Origin of the sequence: Streptomyces sp. NPDC056503 (assembly GCF_042794995.1) — a bacterium.
Taxonomy (GTDB): Bacteria; Actinomycetota; Actinomycetes; order Streptomycetales; family Streptomycetaceae; genus Streptomyces.
The window spans coordinates 23,423-39,539 of the sequence record NZ_JBHTST010000021.1; the positions used below are offsets into that span (position 1 = coordinate 23,423).

Consider the following 16,117-nt stretch of genomic DNA (forward strand, 5'->3'; position numbering starts at 1 on the left):
ATCCGTACGAAGGGAAATACACGGTGAGCATCGACCCGTCCTCGATTCCGAATTTCGGGGGACAGCCCCAGCCCCAGGCAGGACCGGCGGGCCCCGTCGTCCCCGACCAGGACCTGGTGAAGCAGCTCCTGGAGCAGATGGAGCTGAAGTACGTCGTCGACGACGAGGGTGACCTCGCGGCGCCGTGGGAGGAATTCCGCACGTACTTCATGTTCCGCGGCGAGAACGAGCAGCAGGTGTTCTCGGTGCGCACGTTCTACGACCGTCCGCACTCGGCCGACGACCGCGCCAAGATCCTCGACGCGATCGACGACTGGAACCGTCGCACCCTGTGGCCGAAGGTCTACACCCACCTGCACGAGGAGGAGGACGGCTCCGCCACCCTCCGCCTCATCGGTGAGGCGCAGATGCTGATCGGCACCGGCGTCGCCCTGGAGCACTTCGTCTCCTCCACGGTGAGCTGGGTCCGCGCCTCCATCGAGTTCGACAAGTGGATCGTCGAGCAGTTCGGTCTGGCCTCCCCGGAGGAGAAGACCGAGGGCGAGGGCGACGAGGCCTGAGCCCCGCCGCGACCGCGTGGAAGCCGGGTCCCCCCTGGGGGCCCGGCTTCCGGCGTTCTCAGCCCAGCCGCTTGAGGCGGTCCACCGCCTCCTGGAGCACGTCGGTCCGCTCGCAGAAGGGCAAGGCGTGAGCACGGAGCACCGAGGAAACTCTGGCACTCAGAACACAATCTGAGTACAGTCCGAGTATGAGCCTTGCTTACCTGGGAGCCGAGCCCGAGTCGGTTTCGTTCACGGATCTGTCGAGAAACCCGAAGGCTGTAGCCGCCCGGGCCGCCGCCCTCGGTGCTCTGCGTGTCACGCATCGGGACGCGCCCGACATGGTGCTGACGACGGCCGTGCACGCGGAGCGCACCGAGGAGAACCTCACGACGGCGTCCCGGCTCTTCCTCGCGCTCATGAAGCACGATGACGGAGCCCGGTCGCTCCTGCTGGCGCTGCCTGAAGTCTTCCCTTGGGTGCGGCACCTGGACGACGAAGAGATGCGCGCCTTCACCGTGGAGCTCCTGGAAGCTCTGTCCGACGCGGCGGAGCTGGGTGCTCGGGAGGCCGTGCACCGTGCGCTGGTGTCCTGGAGGGCGACGGCTCGCATCAACGCTGATCCGGAACAGCTCAAGGAAGCTCTGCGTCCGCTCGACGGGGATGACCTGGGGCCGGTCGAGGTGGGCGGGTGAGCCCGAAGAAGGGCGATCGTGTCAGTGTCCCACCCCTGAGCGGCTGGAACGTGGTCTTCGGGACCACGGAGGCGGTGACGGGGTGGGAGGAACTGTGCCGCGCGGCGCTGCCCAGCGCCCACCGATGCCTGGAGGCGTTGCGCACCGACCCGCTGTCGCGTGACAACTGGAACCGTCACCACCAGCTGCGCGGGAGGCTCGCCACCAAGGAGTGGAAGGGCTCCGCGCTGGAGCAATGGGAGTTCGAGGTTACGAGTGGCGGCCGTGTGCGCTACCTGGTCAGCCCCGAGACGTCGACCGTCATCCTGGTCTACGCATCCACTCGGCACCCCAAGGACACCGAGTAACTCGTAGTTCTGGTGCGGCACGGGCTCCGGCTGAAAGGCCGGGCCCTGTGCCTGCACCTCCATCTGGCTCGCGGTCAGCGAGCCAGCCGACCGAGGCGTTCAACCGCCTCTTCCAACACAACCGTCCGCTTGCAGAAGGCGAAGCGGACGAAGGGGGCCCCGGCCTCGCGGTGGTCGTAGAAGACGGCGTTCGGGATGGCGACGACACCGGCCCGCTCGGGCAGCGAGCGGCAGAAGGCGAAGCCGTCGTCGGAGCCGAGGGGGCGGATGTCGGTGGTGACGAAGTAGGTGCCCTGCGGGCGGTAGACCTCGAAGCCGGCCTCCGCGAGGCCCTCGCTCAGCAGGTCCCGCTTGGCCTGGAGGTCGGCGCGGAGGGCCTCGTAGTAGGTGTCGGGGAGGCGCAGGGCCTCGGCGATCGCGTACTGGAAGGGGCCGGAGGAGACGTAGGTGAGGAACTGCTTCGCCGAGCGGACCGCCGAGGTCAGCTCCGGGCTCGCGGTGGTCCAGCCGACCTTCCAGCCGGTGAAGGAGTACGTCTTGCCGGCCGAGCCGATGGAGACGGTCCGCTCGCGCATGCCGGGGAGGCTCGCGATCGGCAGGTGCTCGGCGCCGTCGAAGACCAGGTGCTCGTAGACCTCGTCGGTGACGACGAGCAGGTCCCGCTCGACGGCCAGCTCGGCGACGGCGGTGAGCTCGGCGCGGGTGAGGACGGTGCCGGTGGGGTTGTGCGGGGTGTTGAGGAGGATCAGGCGGGTGCGCGGGGTGACGGCGGCCCGCAGTTCGTCGAGGTCGAGGACGTAGCGGCCCTCGTGGGGGCGGAGGGTGACCGGGACGCGGGTGCCGCCGGCCATGGACACGCAGGCCGCGTACGAGTCGTAGTACGGCTCCAGGGCGATCACCTCGTCGCCGGGCCCGACCAGGGCCAGCAGGGCCGCCGCGATGGCCTCGGTGGCGCCGGCCGTGACCAGGACCTCGGTGTCGGGGTCGTACTCCAGGCCGTAGCGGGCGCGCTGGTGGTCGGCGATCGCGGTGCGCAGCTCGGGGACGCCGGGGCCGGGCGGGTACTGGTTGCCGCGGCCGTCGCGCAGGGCGCGTACCGCCGCCTCGCGGATCTCCTCGGGGCCGTCGGTGTCGGGGAAGCCCTGGCCGAGGTTGATCGACCCGGTTCTGGCGGCGAGCGCGGACATCTCGGCGAAGATCGTCGTCCCGAACTCGGCGAGCCGGCGGTTGAGCAGCGGTCGTGTCATGGCGGCCATCCTGGGCCGAAGCTCTGGACTTGCTCAAGTGCGCTTTGCGGGTGGCGCGGGGCGGGAATCCCCGGGGCAGAGGCGGCAGGGTGCCGCCGTACGGGGGGGGACGACGATGGAGATCCTGGTCACGATGTTCGTGATCGTGGTGGTGGCCGGCCTGATCGTGTCGGGTGCCAAGGGCGGCGGGAAGAGGAAGCGGCGCGGCGGCTGGTCCGACGGCGGGAGCGGCTGCGGCGGCGCGAGCTCGTGCGGTTCCAGCTGCGGGGGAGGCTGTGGTGGCGGGGGTGACTGACGGGGCCGGTGGGACGACGGCCCCGGGGCGGGGCGGGACGGGCGTCCCGGACGGCTCCGCCGTTCGCCCGGCGACCGATTCCGTTTGAACAAACGAACTGTGGGGTCCCCGAAGGGGATGGAAACCACGGCAAGTTGGGTAAAAACGCTGCGAGTCGTCCGGCGTCCGTGGTTCTCTCGCTCGTGTCAGAGACAGCCCTCGGACCGTGTGTGGACCCGAGTCGGCGATTCCCCCACTGCCGTTGAAACCCTCTCCGGGGCGCCCCCGGCCCACCCGCCAAACCGTGTTTGCGGAGCCGACCCATGCTCACCACCCTGAAGACCTCATACACCGACACGCGCGCGGCCGACCTGGCCTGGGCGCTGGGCCGCGAGCCGCTGCCCGCGCTCGCCGTGCTCGATCTCGAACTCTCAGGCGCCAAACTCCAGTTGAGACTGCTCGGCGCCTCCCACCAGGTCCTGCTGGAGGAGGAGGGCCGCCACTGCTCCGAGACCGTCGCCTGCATGCCGGGCAGCAGCACCCCGCTGCCGCTCGGCGTCTCCAAGCGCATCGGCGAATGGGAGTACGAATTCGCGGCCCGCGTCGAGACGCTCACGCAGGGCTCCTTCGCGGGCCGGGCGCAGGAGCTGCTCGCCCTGGTCGCGGACCATCCCCACGGCCTGGCCGGCACGTTCCCCGGTTCGCCGCACGCCTTCACGGCGATGCTGGCGCAGCGTCACGAGGGCCAGGTGCGCTGGCGGACCTGGCACGCCTACCCGCAGGAGGGCCAGCTCGTGGTCACCCGCACCAGGATCGGCGCCCGTATGCCCGCCGCGCTCTGATGCGCCTCCCCGGTGCCCCAGGTGCACTCGTGTGGGTGACAAGGGGCGAGTGGGTCGTGACGTAGCGTTACGGGCATGATCGAGCCGACCGTGACCCTGCCACCCACGAGGGTGCGACGCCGACCGCCGCCGCGGCCGCGCGACACGGTGCGGTGGCCGGTCCTCGCCGTCGTCTTCGTCTGTGCCGCCTGCGGTCTCGTCTACGAACTCGAACTCGTCGCCCTCGCCTCGTACTTGATCGGCGACTCGGTCACCCAGGCGTCCGTCGTGCTCTCCGTGATGGTCTTCGCGATGGGCCTGGGCTCGCTGCTCGCGAAGCGGCTGCGCTGCCGTGCCGCCGTCGGCTTCGGCCTGATCGAGGGCGCCCTCGCGCTGGTCGGCGGCACCTCGGCCCTGGTGCTGTACGCGTGCTTCGCCTGGATCGGCGAGTCGCGCTGGGTCCTGGTGGCCTTCTCGCTCGCCATCGGGGTCCTCATCGGCGCCGAGATCCCCCTGCTGATGTCGCTCATACAGCGGGCGCCGGAACGGTCCGTCGCCACCGGCCGGGCGGGCCGTTCCGGCCGGCCGGGGCGGGCCGGCGACCCCGACGACGCGGCCGGCACGGTCGCCGACCTCTTCGCCGCCGACTACGTGGGCGCGCTCGTCGGCGGCCTCGCCTTCCCCTTCCTGCTGCTGCCCTGGCTGGGCCAGCTCACCGGCGCGCTCGTCACCGGCGCGGTCAACGCGGTCGCCGGCGCCGCGCTCGTCCTCTGGTTCTTCCGCCGCGACCTCACGGCCCGCACCCGCGCGCTCGTCATCGGCGTCAACCTCGCCGTCCTCGGCCTGCTCGCCACCGCGACCGTCCTCGTCGGCGACTTCGAGGAGGCCGCCCGCCGGGCCGTGTACGGGGAGCGGGTACGGGTCGCCGTCCACACCGAACTCCAGGAGGTGGTGGTCACCGGCGGCCGCGAGGGCCCGCCCGACCTCTACCTCGACGGCCGGCTGCGGGTCGCCGGCGAGGACGAGTACCGCTACCACGAGGCGCTCGTCCACCCCGCGATGAACGGGCCGCACGCGCGCGTGCTCATCGTCGGCGGCGGCGACGGCCTCGCCGCCCGCGAGGTCCTCCGCTACCCCGGCGTCCGCTCCGTCACCGTCGTCGAACTCGACCCCGGCGTCGTCCGGCTCGCCCGCACCGACCCCGCCCTCGCCGCGCTCAACGACCAGGCCTTCCGCGACCCCCGCGTGGGGGTCGTCCACGCCGACGCCTTCCACTGGCTCAGGGGCTCCGCCGGGCGTGTGCAGGAACGGTACGACGTGGTGATCTCCGACCTGCCCGACCCCGGGATCACCCCCAGCACCAAGCTGTACTCCCAGGAGTTCTACGGCCTCGCCTCGGGCGTCCTCGCCGACGGCGGCCGGCTCGTCGTGCACGCCGGGACCGCCACCGACCGGCCCCGCACCTACTGGACCGTCGACGCCACCCTGCGCGCCGCCGGCTACGCCACCCGGCCGTACAGCACCGAGGGCCGCGCCCCCGGCTTCGCCGCCGGACCCGACCGCACCGGACGGGCCGGCGCCGGCGCCGGCCGCCACGAACCCGACGACTGGGGCTTCCTGCTCGCCGTCCGCGGCGCCCGGCCGTCCGCCCTCGGGCTCGCGGCGGACGCGCCCCCGCCGCGCTCCCTCGCCCCGGGCGATCTGGCCGCCGCCGCCCGCCGCGCCGAGCGCACCCGGCTCACCGGCCTGCCGCCGTCGACGCTGGTGCACCCCCGGTACGGGCACTGACACGGGCACCGACACGGGCACGGGAGCGGGGCGGGGGATCGGTGCGCGGGTCCGTCGCGGAACGGGCGACGACGAGCGCCCCGCTGAGTAGGCTCGGTTCCCATGGAGCATGAGGTGTTCGTCCCGGTCCCGGCCGAGGCCCTGCGGGCCGCCCTCACCGACCCGGCGCGGGTGGCGCGCTGCGTGCCGGGCCTCCAGCGGGACGCCTCCTCGGACGCCCCCGGGACGGGCGCCGGGACGGGCGCCGAGGCGGAGTCGGGGACGGGATCGGGGCCGGAGCCGGGGGCCGGGGCCGACGGCGAGGCGGGCTCCGGAGCGGGCCACGACCTCGTCGGGAGGTTCCGGCTCCGGGTCGGCGGGCACACCATCACCTACCGGGGCGGGTTGCGGATCGTCGAACGGGACGGCGCCATCACCTACGAGGGCGAGGGCGCCGAGGCCCGCGGCAAGGGCGTCGCCGAGGTCTCCCTGACCGTCGTCCTCACTCCGGCGGCCGAAGGCACCGGACTCAGCTTCACCGGCGCCCTCACCGCCACCGGCCGGCTCGCCGAGGAGCCCGAGGAGGCCCGCGCCGCCGCCCGCGACCGCCTCCTGGGCGCCTTCGTGGAGGCCGCCGCGGCCCTCGCGGCCGAAGCCGCCGCCGAGGCCGGCCCCGACGGCCTGACCTCCTTCGGCACCGGCGCCTTCGACGGCGTCCCCGACGCCGTCGAGCTCGGTCTCGGGGAGGACGTCCTCCCCGAGGCGGTCGCGCCCCCGGAGTTCCCCGCGGCGAGGCCCGCCGCCGAGGCCGCCCACGCGCGCCGGACGATGATCGGCCGGAGCGCCGAGGAGGTCGACCACGCGCCGCCGCGCGGCCGGTACGCCCCCGTCCCCGCCCCCGAGCCGAGCGGTGCGGGCGCCACCCTCCGCTGGGTCGCTCCCGCCGCCGCGCTCGCCCTCGCCTCCGCGGTGATCGTCACCCGGGCGCTGCGCCGCCGCCGCTGACCCGGACGGGGTGAGGACGGGGCGAGGACGAGACGGAGACGGTGCCCGGACGGTGCCGCCGAAAGTCCCCGTTGAAACGGTCCAATCAACCGGGCCGGAGGACTTAGGGTCGGGGCGTGAGCAACCTGACGCGACTGACGGCGGGCGACGCCGAGCTGACCATCAACGCCGAGCACGGCGGCCGGATCGAGAGCCTGCGCATCGCCGGCACCGAGGTCCTGAAGCAGGGCGAGCGCTACGGCAGCTTCCCGATGGTGCCCTGGTGCGGCCGGACCGAGAACGGCCTGTTCCGCGACGGGGCCACCACCCACCAGCTTCCCGTCAACGCGGCCCCGCACGCCATCCACGGCACCGTCCGCGACCGGGCCTGGACGGTGGCCCGCACCTCCGCCGCCGAGGCCGTCCTCACCTGCGAACTCGACGACCCGTGGCCGTACAAGGGCCGCGTCACCCAGGTCTTCGAACTGGCCGAGGACCGACTGACGCTGCGGTTCGGGGTGGAGGCGTACGACGACTCCTTCCCGGCCCAGGCCGGCTGGCACCCCTGGTTCCTGCGCAACCTCGGACAGGGCGGCGAGGACGTGCGGATCGACTTCACGCCCGGCTGGCAGGAGGAGCGCGGTGCGAACCACCTGCCCACCGGCCACCGCATCGCCCCGCTCCCCGGCCCCTGGGACGACTGCTTCGGCATGCCCGACGGCGTCGACGTCACCCTCGTCTGGCCCGGCGAGCTGGAGCTCAGGGTGACCAGCCGCGCCGAGTGGGTCGTGATCTACGACGAGCCCGAGGACGCGGTCTGCGTCGAGCCGCAGTCCGGTCCGCCGAACGGCCTCAACACCCACCCGCGCCTGGTCACCCCCATCGACCCCCTGGAGGTCGAGAGCGTCTGGGCCTGGCAGCGACCCTGAGCCCGGCGCCCTTAAGCTCGGGGCATGACTGACGTACGCGCTGAACTGCTCCAGCAGATCAAGGACAAGGCCGTGGTGCACGGCAAGGTGACCCTCTCCTCGGGTCTGGAAGCCGACTACTACATCGACCTTCGCCGGATCACGCTGGACGGCGAGGCCGCGCCGCTCGTGGGTCGGGTCATGCTCGACCTGACCGCGGACCTGGACTTCGACTGCGTCGGCGGCCTCACCCTGGGCGCCGACCCGGTCGCCACCTCGATGCTGCACGCCTCCGCCGCGCGCGGGCAGCGCCTCGACGCCTTCGTGGTGCGCAAGGCGCAGAAGGCGCACGGCATGCAGCGCCGGATCGAGGGCGCGGACGTGAAGGGCCGCCGCTGCCTGGTGGTCGAGGACACCTCGACCACCGGTGGCTCCCCGCTGACCGCCGTCGAGGCGGTCCGCGAGGCCGGCGGCGAGGTCGTCGCCGTCGCCACGATCGTGGACCGGGGCGCCGCCGACGCGATCGCCGGCGCGGGCCTTCCGTACCTCACGGGCTACCAGCTCGCGGACCTCGACCTCGCCTGAGCCGGCGGCCGGACGGGACGGCACCGGCTGGGGAACGGCACCCGGCTCGGGGCCGGGCGTCGCCGTGGGGACCGGCGTAACCGCCGCGAAGTCGTGACTTAGGTCCCGGACCCCGGTAAATGCGTTCCTGACCTGCGCTTTTATCGAAAGGCGGGGTGTTTCACGTGAAACACCCCGCCTTTCGGCATGCGGTGCCCGTGGGAGCCCGTACGAGAGTCTGGAAAGATGGCACCGACGATGACGTCGCCCTAGGTCAGGGATACAGCAACGCCCACACCCGCACATCACAAGGAGCGGACGAATGCCCATCGCAACCCCCGAGGTCTACGCCGAGATGCTCGACCGGGCGAAGGCTGGCAAGTTCGCCTACCCGGCCATCAACGTGACCTCCTCCCAGACCCTCCACGCGGCGCTGCGCGGGTTCGCCGAGGCCCAGAGCGACGGCATCATCCAGATCTCGACCGGTGGCGCCGAGTTCCTGGGCGGCCAGTACAGCAAGGACATGGTCACGGGCGCCGTCGCCCTGGCCGAGTTCGCCCACATCGTCGCCGCGAAGTACGACATCACGGTCGCGCTGCACACGGACCACTGCCCGAAGGACAAGCTGGACGGCTACGTCCGTCCGCTGCTCGACGTCTCCGCCGAGCGCGTCGCCCGCGGTGAGAACCCGCTCTTCCAGTCCCACATGTGGGACGGCTCCGCCGAGACCCTCGCGGACAACCTGTCCATCGCGCAGGAGCTGCTCGCGAAGGCCCACGCCGCCAAGATCATCCTTGAGGTCGAGATCACCCCGACCGGCGGCGAGGAGGACGGCGTCAGCCACGAGATCAACGACGAGCTCTACACCACGGTCGACGACGCGATCCGCACCGCCGAGGCCCTGGGCCTGGGCGAGAAGGGCCGCTACCTGCTCGCCGCCTCCTTCGGCAACGTGCACGGCGTCTACAAGCCGGGCAACGTCGTCCTGCGCCCGGAGCTCCTCAAGGACCTCCAGGACGGTGTCTCCGAGAAGTTCGGCCAGGCGTCCCCGTTCGACTTCGTCTTCCACGGCGGCTCCGGCTCGACCGCCGAGGAGATCGCCACCGCCCTTGAGAACGGCGTGGTGAAGATGAACCTCGACACCGACACCCAGTACGCCTTCACCCGCCCGGTCGTGGACCACGTGTTCCGCAACTACGACGGTGTCCTGAAGGTCGACGGCGAGGTCGGCACCAAGTCCACCTACGACCCGCGCACCTGGGGCAAGCTCGCCGAGGCGGGCATGGCCAAGCGCGTCACCGAGGCGTGCGAGGCGCTGCGCTCGGCCGGCAGCAAGCTGAAGTAAGCCGTGTCCGAAGGGCCCGGCACCCTCGCGTGAGGGTGCCGGGCCCTTCGCGTACCGGTAAGCAGGCGAGGAGGCGATGGAGGGCTGATGAACGACTTCGACCACGACCACGACCACGACGGCGACTACGACTTCGACGGGATACGGGACCGGCGGGGCACCTGGTCGGTCCAGTGGGACGGCATCGCGGACCGCTTCGGCGTCTCCGACCTCCTCCCCTTCACCATCTCCGACATGGACTTCGCCTCCCCGCCCGAGGTCCTCGACGCGCTCCGCGCCCGGATCGACCACGGCGTCTTCGGCTACACCGACTGGCGGCTCGGCGGCGACGACGGCTTCCGGGAGGCGATACGCCACTGGTACGCGACCCGGTACGACACCGCCGTCGACACGGAGGCGCTGGTGTACGCGCCCTCCGTGCTCAACCAGGTCTCCCAGCTGCTGCGGATGTGGACCCGCCCCGGCGACGGCGTGGTCACCCACACCCCCACGTACGACGGCTTCCGCAAGGCGGTCACCGGCCTCGGCCGCGAACTGCGCGGAGTCCCGCTCGGGGACATGGAGGCGCTGGAGCGGGAGCTGGCCCGCCCGGACAGCACGATGCTGCTGCTCTGCTCGCCGCACAACCCGACCGGGCGGGTGTGGACGGAGGCGGAGCTCACGGAGTTCGCGCGGCTCGCCCGCCGCCACGGCGTGCCCGTCGTCAGCGACGAGATCCACGCCGACCTCACCACCGACGGGTACCGGCACATCCCCTGGACCCGGATCGCGGAGGCCGGCGGCGACCGGCGCTGGGCGCTCGTCACCTCCGGCACGAAGGCCTTCAACTTCCCGGCGCTCTCCGGCTCCTACGGCTTCGTCGGCGACCCGGAGGAGCGGGCGGCGTTCGTCCGGCGGATGGAGACCGGCGAGGGCCTCGCCTCCCCGGCCGTCCTCTCGCTCACCGCGCACATCGCGGCCTACCGGCACGGGGCACCCTGGCTCGACGCGCTGCGGGAGTACGTCGCCGGGACGATGGCCACGCTCGCGGAGCGGCTCGCCACCGGCCTGCCCGGGGTGGAATGGAGTCCGCCGCAGGCCGGCTACCTCGCCTGGATCGACCTCCGGCCGCTGGGCGTCGACGAGACGCGCCTCCAGGAGGAACTGGTCCGCGTGGAGAAGGTCGCGATCATGCCCGGCGGCACGTACGGCACCCCCGGCTTCGTCCGCCTCAACCTCGGCTGCGCCCGCGCCAAGGCCGAGCGGGGCATGGACGCCCTGGTCAGCGCGGCGACACGGCTGCGGACCGACGGGGCCTGAGGCGGCGGGGCTGTGGGCCGGTGGAGTCTGAGGCGACACGACTGCGGACCGACGGGGCCTGAGGCGACGCGGCTGCGGACCGGCGGGGTCTGAGGAGGCACGCGTCGCCGGAACGCGGGACCATGCAGGCATGAGTGCGGCCGGGCCCGAGGTGCGGATGGCCTCCACCCGAGGGCGGTGGATCGTCCTGACGACCGTGCTCGGCTCCGCGATGGCCCTGCTCGACTCGACCGTCGTCAACGTCGCCCTGCCCCACATCGGCGAGGACCTCGGCGCCGACCTCGCCGTACTCCAGTGGACCGTCAACGCCTACATGCTGACGCTCGCCGGTCTCATCCTCCTCGGCGGCTCGCTCGGCGACCGGTACGGCCGGCGCCGGGTCTTCGTCGTCGGCGTCGTGTGGTTCGCGCTCGCCTCCCTGCTGTGCGGACTCGCCCCGAACGCCGGCGTGCTCATCGCGGCCCGGGCCCTCCAGGGCGTCGGCGGAGCGCTCCTCACCCCGGGGTCGCTCGCGCTGATCCAGGCGAGCTTCCACCCGGACGACCGGGCCCGCGCGGTCGGGCTGTGGTCCGGGTTCGGCGGGGTCGGCGCGGCGGTCGGGCCGTTCGTCGGCGGCTGGCTCGTCGACGGGCCCGGCTGGCGGTGGGTCTTCCTCCTGAACGTGCCGCTCGCCGCCCTCTGCGTGCCCGTCGCGCTGCGGCACGTCCCCGAGTCCCGCGACGAGGCCGCCCGGGGCCGCCGCTTCGACGTGCTCGGAGCGGTGCTCGGAGCGGCGGCGCTCGGCCTCGTCACGTACGCGCTGATCGACGCGGTGTGGTGGGCGGGGGCGGCGGGCGTGCTGGCCGGGGCCGGGTTCGTGCTGCTGGAGCGGCGGCGCGGCGAGCGGGCGATGGTGCCGCCGTCGATCTTCCGCTCCCGTCTCTTCACGGCGGTGAACCTGGTGACGCTGTGCGTGTACGCGGCCTTCGGCGGCTTCTTCTTCCTCGCCGCGCTCCAGCTCCAGGTCGTCTCCGGCTACTCCGCGCTCGCCGCCGGGACGGCGCTGCTGCCGACCACCGTGCTGATGCTGCTGCTCTCCGCGAAGTCCGGCGAGGTGGGGGAGCGGATCGGGCCGCGGATCCCGCTGACCGTCGGGCCGCTGCTGTGCGCGGCGGGGATGCTGCTGATGCTGCGGGTCGGCGCGGACGCCTCGTACGTACGGGACGTGCTGCCGGCCCTCGTCGTGCTGGGGCTCGGCATGACCGTGCTGGTCGCGCCGCTGACCGCGACGGTCCTCGCCTCCGTCGACGTCTCCCGCGCGGGGCTCGCCAGCGGCATCAACAACGCGGCGGCGCGGGCGGCGGGGCTCGTCGCGGTGGCGGCGCTGCCGTTGCTGACGGGGATGGGGCCGTCGGCGTACCTGTCGCCGACGGAGTTCGACGCGACGTTCGACCGCGCGATGCCGATGTGCGCGGGTGTCCTCCTGCTGGGCGCCGCGCTGTCGTGGACCACCCTGCGCGCCCCCCGCCCGGCCGCCTGCCACCCGACCTGCAGGACCCACTGCGCCGTCTCCGCCCCGCCCCTGGACCCGGGAACCCGGTGAGACCCCCCCCGGGTCCCGCCCGCGACGGACGGGGCCCGCGACGACAGGGACGGCGCCCGCGGCGGAACGGCGGGGCTGGGGCAGACTGGGGGGATGGTTACGCACGAGAATCTGTTGGGTGGGCCCGCGCCCACGCTGTTGCCCGACGACCCCGGCCCCCGTGAGGCCCTCGCGCAGGGCACCGCCCCCGCCGAGGTCGCCGCGAAGTACCCGACGTCCTCCCTGGCGTGGGCGCAGCTCGCGGACGACGCGTTCGAGGCGGGCCGGGTGGTGGAGTCGTACGCCTACGCCCGTACCGGCTACCACCGCGCCCTGGACGCGCTGCGCCGCAACGGGTGGAAGGGGCACGGCCCGGTGCCGTGGGAGCACGAGCCGAACCGCGGCTTCCTGAGGGCCCTGCACGCGCTGGCGCGGGCCGCCGGGGAGATCGGCGAGCAGGCCGAGTACGAGCGGTGCACGACCTTCCTGCGGGACTCCTCGGAGACGGCCGCCGAGACCCTGGGCTGACGGGAGGCCCACCCCCGGCCGGTACGATCCCCGGACCGGCCTGAAACAGGGGGGAACTGTCGTGGGCAAGCGGGGGGCGCCTGACCGGCGCCGACAGAACCGACATAGCGGGCGGAGCCGCCGCGGCGCGAGGACGCGAGTCACGCGTCGCGGACGGCTCGTCCTGTCGACCCTGGTCCTGATGGGCGTCTCGCTCGGCGCGGGCGTGGCGCTCGCGCACTTCCAGGGCGAGCGGGACGCCGCCGCCCCGACCGCCCGGGCCCCCAGGTCCGAGGCACCCCCGGTCCCCGCGCCCACGACGGCCGCGCCGACGCCGAAGCCCACCCCGAGCAAGAAGCCGAAGCCCAAGCCCAAGCCGAAGCCGAAGCCGACCGCCACCACCAGGAAGCCCCCGACCGTGCCGCAGTCCGGGCCCGGCACCTTCACGACCGCCACCGCCTCCGGCAAGGTCTCCGGCACGAGCGGCACGCTGCGCCGGTACCGGGTGCAGATCGAGGAGGGCGTGGACCTGTCGGCGCGGGGCACCGCCGAGGAGATCGAGGCGATCCTCGCCCATCCGCGCGGCTGGGCCGCGCACGGCCGGGGCCGCTTCCAGCTGGTGGCGTCGGACGCCGACTTCGTGATCCGGATCGCCACCCCCGACACCGCCGACGCGCTCTGCGCCCGGCAGGGCTTCAACACGCACGGCGAGCTGAACTGCGAGACCGCCGACGGCGTCGTGGTGAACCTCAAGCGGTGGATGCTGGGCTCGCCGACCTTCGCCGGGCCGCCGGAGGAGTACCGGCATCTGATCATCAACCACGAGGTCGGGCACGAGATCGGGATCCGGCAGCACATGGGGTGCGGAGGGCCGGGGAAGCCCGCCCCCGCGATGATGCAGCAGATCAAGGGTCTGAACGGATGTCGATCGAACGCTTTTCCGTATAGCGAAGACGGGATCTACATCACCGGTCCGATCGTGTCATGATGCGCTTGGGACGCGTGCGAAGGAGCACGCCTCCCGAGGGGACCGGAGCTCCCGTGGCGCGCCGTCGAGCGTGCGCGGTGGAGCGGACCGCTACCCGGTAGCCCGTATCGAGGAGACAGAAATGTCACCCACCCCAGGTTCTCCCGATGCCTCCGGAGCCGGCTCGGTCGTCGACGACCCGAACCTCGACTTCGCAGGTACGACGCCCTACGAGGACTACGTCCAGGCGGACGTCCTCACCCACCTCCAGCACCTCCGCTCGGACGACCCCGGCGAGATGGTCTTCCTGGTCACCACCCAGGTCATGGAGCTGTGGTTCACGGTGATCGTCCACGAGTGGGAGACCGCGAGCCGCGCCCTGCGCGAGGACCGCCTGCCCGTCGCGATCGACGCCCTCAAGCGCTCGGTGCGCGAGCTGGAGGCGCTCAACCACTCCTGGCGACCGCTCTCCCAGCTCACCCCCGCCCAGTTCAACGCCTACCGCGGCGCGCTCGGCGAGGGCTCCGGCTTCCAGTCGGCGATGTACCGCCGCATGGAGTTCCTGCTCGGCGAGAAGTCGGCGTCCATGCTCGTCCCGCACCGGGGCGCGCCCCGCGTCCACGCCGAGCTGGAGAAGGCCCTGCACGAGCCGAGCCTGTACGACGAGGTGCTCGGCTTCCTCGCCCGCCGGGGCCTGCCCGTGCCGCCGTCCGTCCTCGCCCGCGACCTGGCGCAGCGGTACGAGCCCTCGGCGCAGGTCGAGGCCGTGTGGGCGGCGCTCTACGCGGAGCCCGAGGCCGACGGCAACGCCGAGCTGGTCCGGCTCGGCGAGGCGCTCAGCGACGTCGCCGAGCTGGTGTGGCGCTGGCGCAACGACCACCTGGTGGCGACCCGCCGCGCGATGGGCTCCAAGACCGGCACCGGCGGCTCGGCCGGCGTGGCCTGGCTGGAGAAGCGCGCCCAGAAGAACGTGTTCCCCGAGCTCTGGACGGCCCGCAGCCATGTCTGACCTCCACGAGCGCGCACGGGCGCTCGACGCCGCGGACCCGCTGGCCGCCCACCGTGCGAAGTTCGCCCTCGACGACGAGACCGTCTACCTCGACGGCAACTCGCTGGGCGCCCTGCCCGCACACGTCCCCGCCCGGATGGCCGACGTCATCGGCCGCGAGTGGGGCGAGCTGCGGATCCGTTCCTGGGACGAGTCGGGCTGGTGGACCGCCCCGGAGCGGATCGGCGACCGGATCGCCCCGCTCGTCGGCGCCGCCGCCGGACAGATCGTCGCCGGCGACTCGACCAGCGTGAACGTCTTCAAGGCGGTCGTCGCGGCGGCCCGTCTCGCGGGAGAGGGACGCGACGAGATCCTGGTGGACGCGTCGACCTTTCCCACGGACGGGTACATCGCCGAGTCCGCCGCCCGGATGACCGATCACCGGATCGTGCCCCTCGACCCGGCCGACATCCCCGCCGCGGCCGGCGAGCGGACGGCGCTCGCGCTCGTCAACCACGTCGACTACCGCACCGGCCGGCTCCACGACCTGCCCGGCACCACCGCCGCCCTCCACGCGGCGGGCGCGCTGGCCGTCTGGGACCTGTGCCACAGCGCGGGCGCCCTGCCCGTCGGACTCGACGCGCACGGGGTGGACCTGGCCATCGGCTGCACCTACAAGTACCTGAACGGCGGCCCCGGTTCGCCCGCGTACCTGTACGTCGCGGAGCGCCACCAGGACCGCTTCGACTCGCCGCTGCCGGGCTGGACCTCGCACGCCGACCCCTTCGGCATGACCCCCGGATACCGTGCCGCCGACGGCGCCGTCCGAGGCCGCGTCGGCACCCCGGACATCCTGTCCATGCTGGCCCTGGAGGCGGCGCTCGACGTGTGGGACGGGGTCGCGATCGAGTCCGTCCGCGCCAAGTCCCTCGCCCTCACGGACTTCTTCCTGGAGTGCGTGCGGGCGTACGTCCCCGAGGGCCGGGTCACCCCGATCACCCCCGCGGCACACGCCGAGCGCGGCAGCCAGGTGGCGCTGGCCTGTGCGGACGCGCCCACCGTCATGCCCGAGCTGATCAAGCGCGGTGTGGTGGGCGACCTGCGCCGTCCGGACATCCTCCGGTTCGGCTTCACCCCGCTGTACGTCGGCTTCGTGGACGCCGAGCGCGCGGCCCGCGTCCTCGCCGACGTACTGGCCGGGACGCCCACCGGGACGATCGCCGGGACGTAGCCGACTCACCCGTGGTGGACGGCCGATGACCGGTCGTCAGGTCGGATCTTCAGCTGATCTGCGGGGCCCGTGA

Annotated in this window: 17 protein-coding genes; 16 read left to right on the plus strand and 1 reads right to left on the minus strand. The window is 73.1% G+C overall.

The window, feature by feature from the left end; all coding sequences use genetic code 11:
* Window positions 1–23: 23 nt before the first annotated feature.
* The 3 genes from ACFQ8C_RS09045 to ACFQ8C_RS09055 all read left to right on the plus strand — a co-directional run bounded on the left by ACFQ8C_RS09045 (window position 24) and on the right by ACFQ8C_RS09055 (window position 1,581).
* On the plus strand, window positions 24–560 hold the full coding sequence (locus ACFQ8C_RS09045; RefSeq protein WP_383453793.1) for a YbjN domain-containing protein: 537 nt from the start codon (window positions 24–26) through the stop codon (window positions 558–560).
* Window positions 561–748: 188 nt separating this feature from the next.
* Complete coding sequence (locus ACFQ8C_RS09050; RefSeq protein ID WP_266352722.1) at window positions 749–1,234, plus strand: prevent-host-death family protein; 486 nt, start codon at window positions 749–751, stop codon at window positions 1,232–1,234.
* Window positions 1,231–1,581 (plus strand): hypothetical protein, encoded by a 351-nt coding sequence (locus tag ACFQ8C_RS09055; protein WP_383453796.1) that lies wholly within the window; start codon window positions 1,231–1,233, stop codon window positions 1,579–1,581. Before ACFQ8C_RS09050 ends, ACFQ8C_RS09055 begins: the two co-directional genes overlap by 4 nt.
* A 74-nt stretch (window positions 1,582–1,655) precedes the next feature.
* Here the strand turns inward: ACFQ8C_RS09055 and ACFQ8C_RS09060 are convergent, their stop codons facing one another.
* On the minus strand, window positions 1,656–2,837 hold the full coding sequence (locus ACFQ8C_RS09060; RefSeq protein WP_383453798.1) for a pyridoxal phosphate-dependent aminotransferase: 1,182 nt from the start codon (window positions 2,835–2,837) through the stop codon (window positions 1,656–1,658).
* Window positions 2,838–2,943: 106 nt separating this feature from the next.
* On the opposite strand from ACFQ8C_RS09060, the gene ACFQ8C_RS09065 reads away from it, so the two are divergent.
* The 13 genes from ACFQ8C_RS09065 (at window position 2,944) to kynU (ending at window position 16,044) form a co-directional block, all read left to right on the plus strand.
* Window positions 2,944–3,123 (plus strand): hypothetical protein, encoded by a 180-nt coding sequence (locus tag ACFQ8C_RS09065; protein WP_383453801.1) that lies wholly within the window; start codon window positions 2,944–2,946, stop codon window positions 3,121–3,123.
* 302 nt (window positions 3,124–3,425) lie between these two features.
* Window positions 3,426–3,944 (plus strand): DUF2617 family protein, encoded by a 519-nt coding sequence (locus ACFQ8C_RS09070; RefSeq protein WP_383453803.1) that lies wholly within the window; start codon window positions 3,426–3,428, stop codon window positions 3,942–3,944.
* A gap of 75 nt (window positions 3,945–4,019) precedes the next feature.
* The gene (locus tag ACFQ8C_RS09075) at window positions 4,020–5,711 is read left to right on the plus strand and encodes a polyamine aminopropyltransferase (protein WP_383453805.1); all 1,692 of its coding nucleotides are present in this window, start codon (window positions 4,020–4,022) and stop codon (window positions 5,709–5,711) included.
* Between the two features lie 102 nt (window positions 5,712–5,813).
* Entirely contained in the window at window positions 5,814–6,695 is an 882-nt protein-coding gene (locus tag ACFQ8C_RS09080; RefSeq protein ID WP_383453806.1) for a carbon monoxide dehydrogenase, read from the plus strand.
* A 116-nt stretch (window positions 6,696–6,811) separates the two neighbouring features.
* Window positions 6,812–7,603, plus strand: a complete 792-nt coding sequence (locus ACFQ8C_RS09085) for an aldose 1-epimerase (protein WP_383453809.1) — start codon at window positions 6,812–6,814, stop codon at window positions 7,601–7,603.
* Between the two features lie 24 nt (window positions 7,604–7,627).
* On the plus strand, window positions 7,628–8,167 hold the full coding sequence (gene pyrE, locus ACFQ8C_RS09090; RefSeq protein ID WP_383453811.1) for an orotate phosphoribosyltransferase: 540 nt from the start codon (window positions 7,628–7,630) through the stop codon (window positions 8,165–8,167).
* 301 nt (window positions 8,168–8,468) lie between these two features.
* Window positions 8,469–9,491 (plus strand): class II fructose-bisphosphate aldolase, encoded by a 1,023-nt coding sequence (gene fbaA, locus ACFQ8C_RS09095; RefSeq protein ID WP_383453813.1) that lies wholly within the window; start codon window positions 8,469–8,471, stop codon window positions 9,489–9,491.
* 87 nt (window positions 9,492–9,578) lie between these two features.
* On the plus strand, window positions 9,579–10,790 hold the full coding sequence (locus tag ACFQ8C_RS09100; RefSeq protein ID WP_383453816.1) for a MalY/PatB family protein: 1,212 nt from the start codon (window positions 9,579–9,581) through the stop codon (window positions 10,788–10,790).
* 130 nt (window positions 10,791–10,920) lie between these two features.
* Window positions 10,921–12,372: an MFS transporter gene (locus ACFQ8C_RS09105; protein ID WP_383453819.1), complete on the plus strand. Its 1,452-nt coding sequence runs from the start codon at window positions 10,921–10,923 to the stop codon at window positions 12,370–12,372.
* Window positions 12,373–12,465: 93 nt separating this feature from the next.
* Complete coding sequence (locus tag ACFQ8C_RS09110) at window positions 12,466–12,879, plus strand: DUF3151 domain-containing protein (RefSeq protein WP_383453822.1); 414 nt, start codon at window positions 12,466–12,468, stop codon at window positions 12,877–12,879.
* A gap of 181 nt (window positions 12,880–13,060) precedes the next feature.
* Entirely contained in the window at window positions 13,061–13,846 is a 786-nt protein-coding gene (locus ACFQ8C_RS09115; RefSeq protein ID WP_383453824.1) for a DUF3152 domain-containing protein, read from the plus strand.
* Window positions 13,847–13,967: 121 nt separating this feature from the next.
* The gene (locus ACFQ8C_RS09120) at window positions 13,968–14,834 is read left to right on the plus strand and encodes a tryptophan 2,3-dioxygenase family protein (protein ID WP_383453827.1); all 867 of its coding nucleotides are present in this window, start codon (window positions 13,968–13,970) and stop codon (window positions 14,832–14,834) included.
* A complete protein-coding gene (gene kynU / locus ACFQ8C_RS09125) occupies window positions 14,827–16,044 on the plus strand; it encodes a kynureninase (protein ID WP_383453830.1) in 1,218 nt (405 codons plus the stop codon). The genes ACFQ8C_RS09120 and kynU overlap by 8 nt, the downstream gene beginning before the upstream one ends.
* Window positions 16,045–16,117 lie beyond the last annotated feature (73 nt).

Bases quoted from the DNA above. Each gene is read 5' to 3' on its own strand.
- ACFQ8C_RS09050 (WP_266352722.1), top strand. From the start codon at position 749: ATGAGCCTTGCTTACCTGGGAGCCGAGCCCGAGTCGGTTTCGTTCACG.
- ACFQ8C_RS09060 (WP_383453798.1), bottom strand. From the start codon at position 2,837: ATGGCCGCCATGACACGACCGCTGCTCAACCGCCGGCTCGCCGAGTTC.
- ACFQ8C_RS09065 (WP_383453801.1), top strand. From the start codon at position 2,944: ATGGAGATCCTGGTCACGATGTTCGTGATCGTGGTGGTGGCCGGCCTG.
- ACFQ8C_RS09070 (WP_383453803.1), top strand. From the start codon at position 3,426: ATGCTCACCACCCTGAAGACCTCATACACCGACACGCGCGCGGCCGAC.
- ACFQ8C_RS09075 (WP_383453805.1), top strand. From the start codon at position 4,020: ATGATCGAGCCGACCGTGACCCTGCCACCCACGAGGGTGCGACGCCGA.
- ACFQ8C_RS09080 (WP_383453806.1), top strand. From the start codon at position 5,814: ATGGAGCATGAGGTGTTCGTCCCGGTCCCGGCCGAGGCCCTGCGGGCC.
- pyrE (WP_383453811.1), top strand. From the start codon at position 7,628: ATGACTGACGTACGCGCTGAACTGCTCCAGCAGATCAAGGACAAGGCC.
- fbaA (WP_383453813.1), top strand. From the start codon at position 8,469: ATGCCCATCGCAACCCCCGAGGTCTACGCCGAGATGCTCGACCGGGCG.
- ACFQ8C_RS09100 (WP_383453816.1), top strand. From the start codon at position 9,579: ATGAACGACTTCGACCACGACCACGACCACGACGGCGACTACGACTTC.
- ACFQ8C_RS09105 (WP_383453819.1), top strand. From the start codon at position 10,921: ATGAGTGCGGCCGGGCCCGAGGTGCGGATGGCCTCCACCCGAGGGCGG.
- ACFQ8C_RS09110 (WP_383453822.1), top strand. From the start codon at position 12,466: ATGGTTACGCACGAGAATCTGTTGGGTGGGCCCGCGCCCACGCTGTTG.
- ACFQ8C_RS09115 (WP_383453824.1), top strand. From the start codon at position 13,061: ATGGGCGTCTCGCTCGGCGCGGGCGTGGCGCTCGCGCACTTCCAGGGC.
- ACFQ8C_RS09120 (WP_383453827.1), top strand. From the start codon at position 13,968: ATGTCACCCACCCCAGGTTCTCCCGATGCCTCCGGAGCCGGCTCGGTC.
- kynU (WP_383453830.1), top strand. From the start codon at position 14,827: ATGTCTGACCTCCACGAGCGCGCACGGGCGCTCGACGCCGCGGACCCG.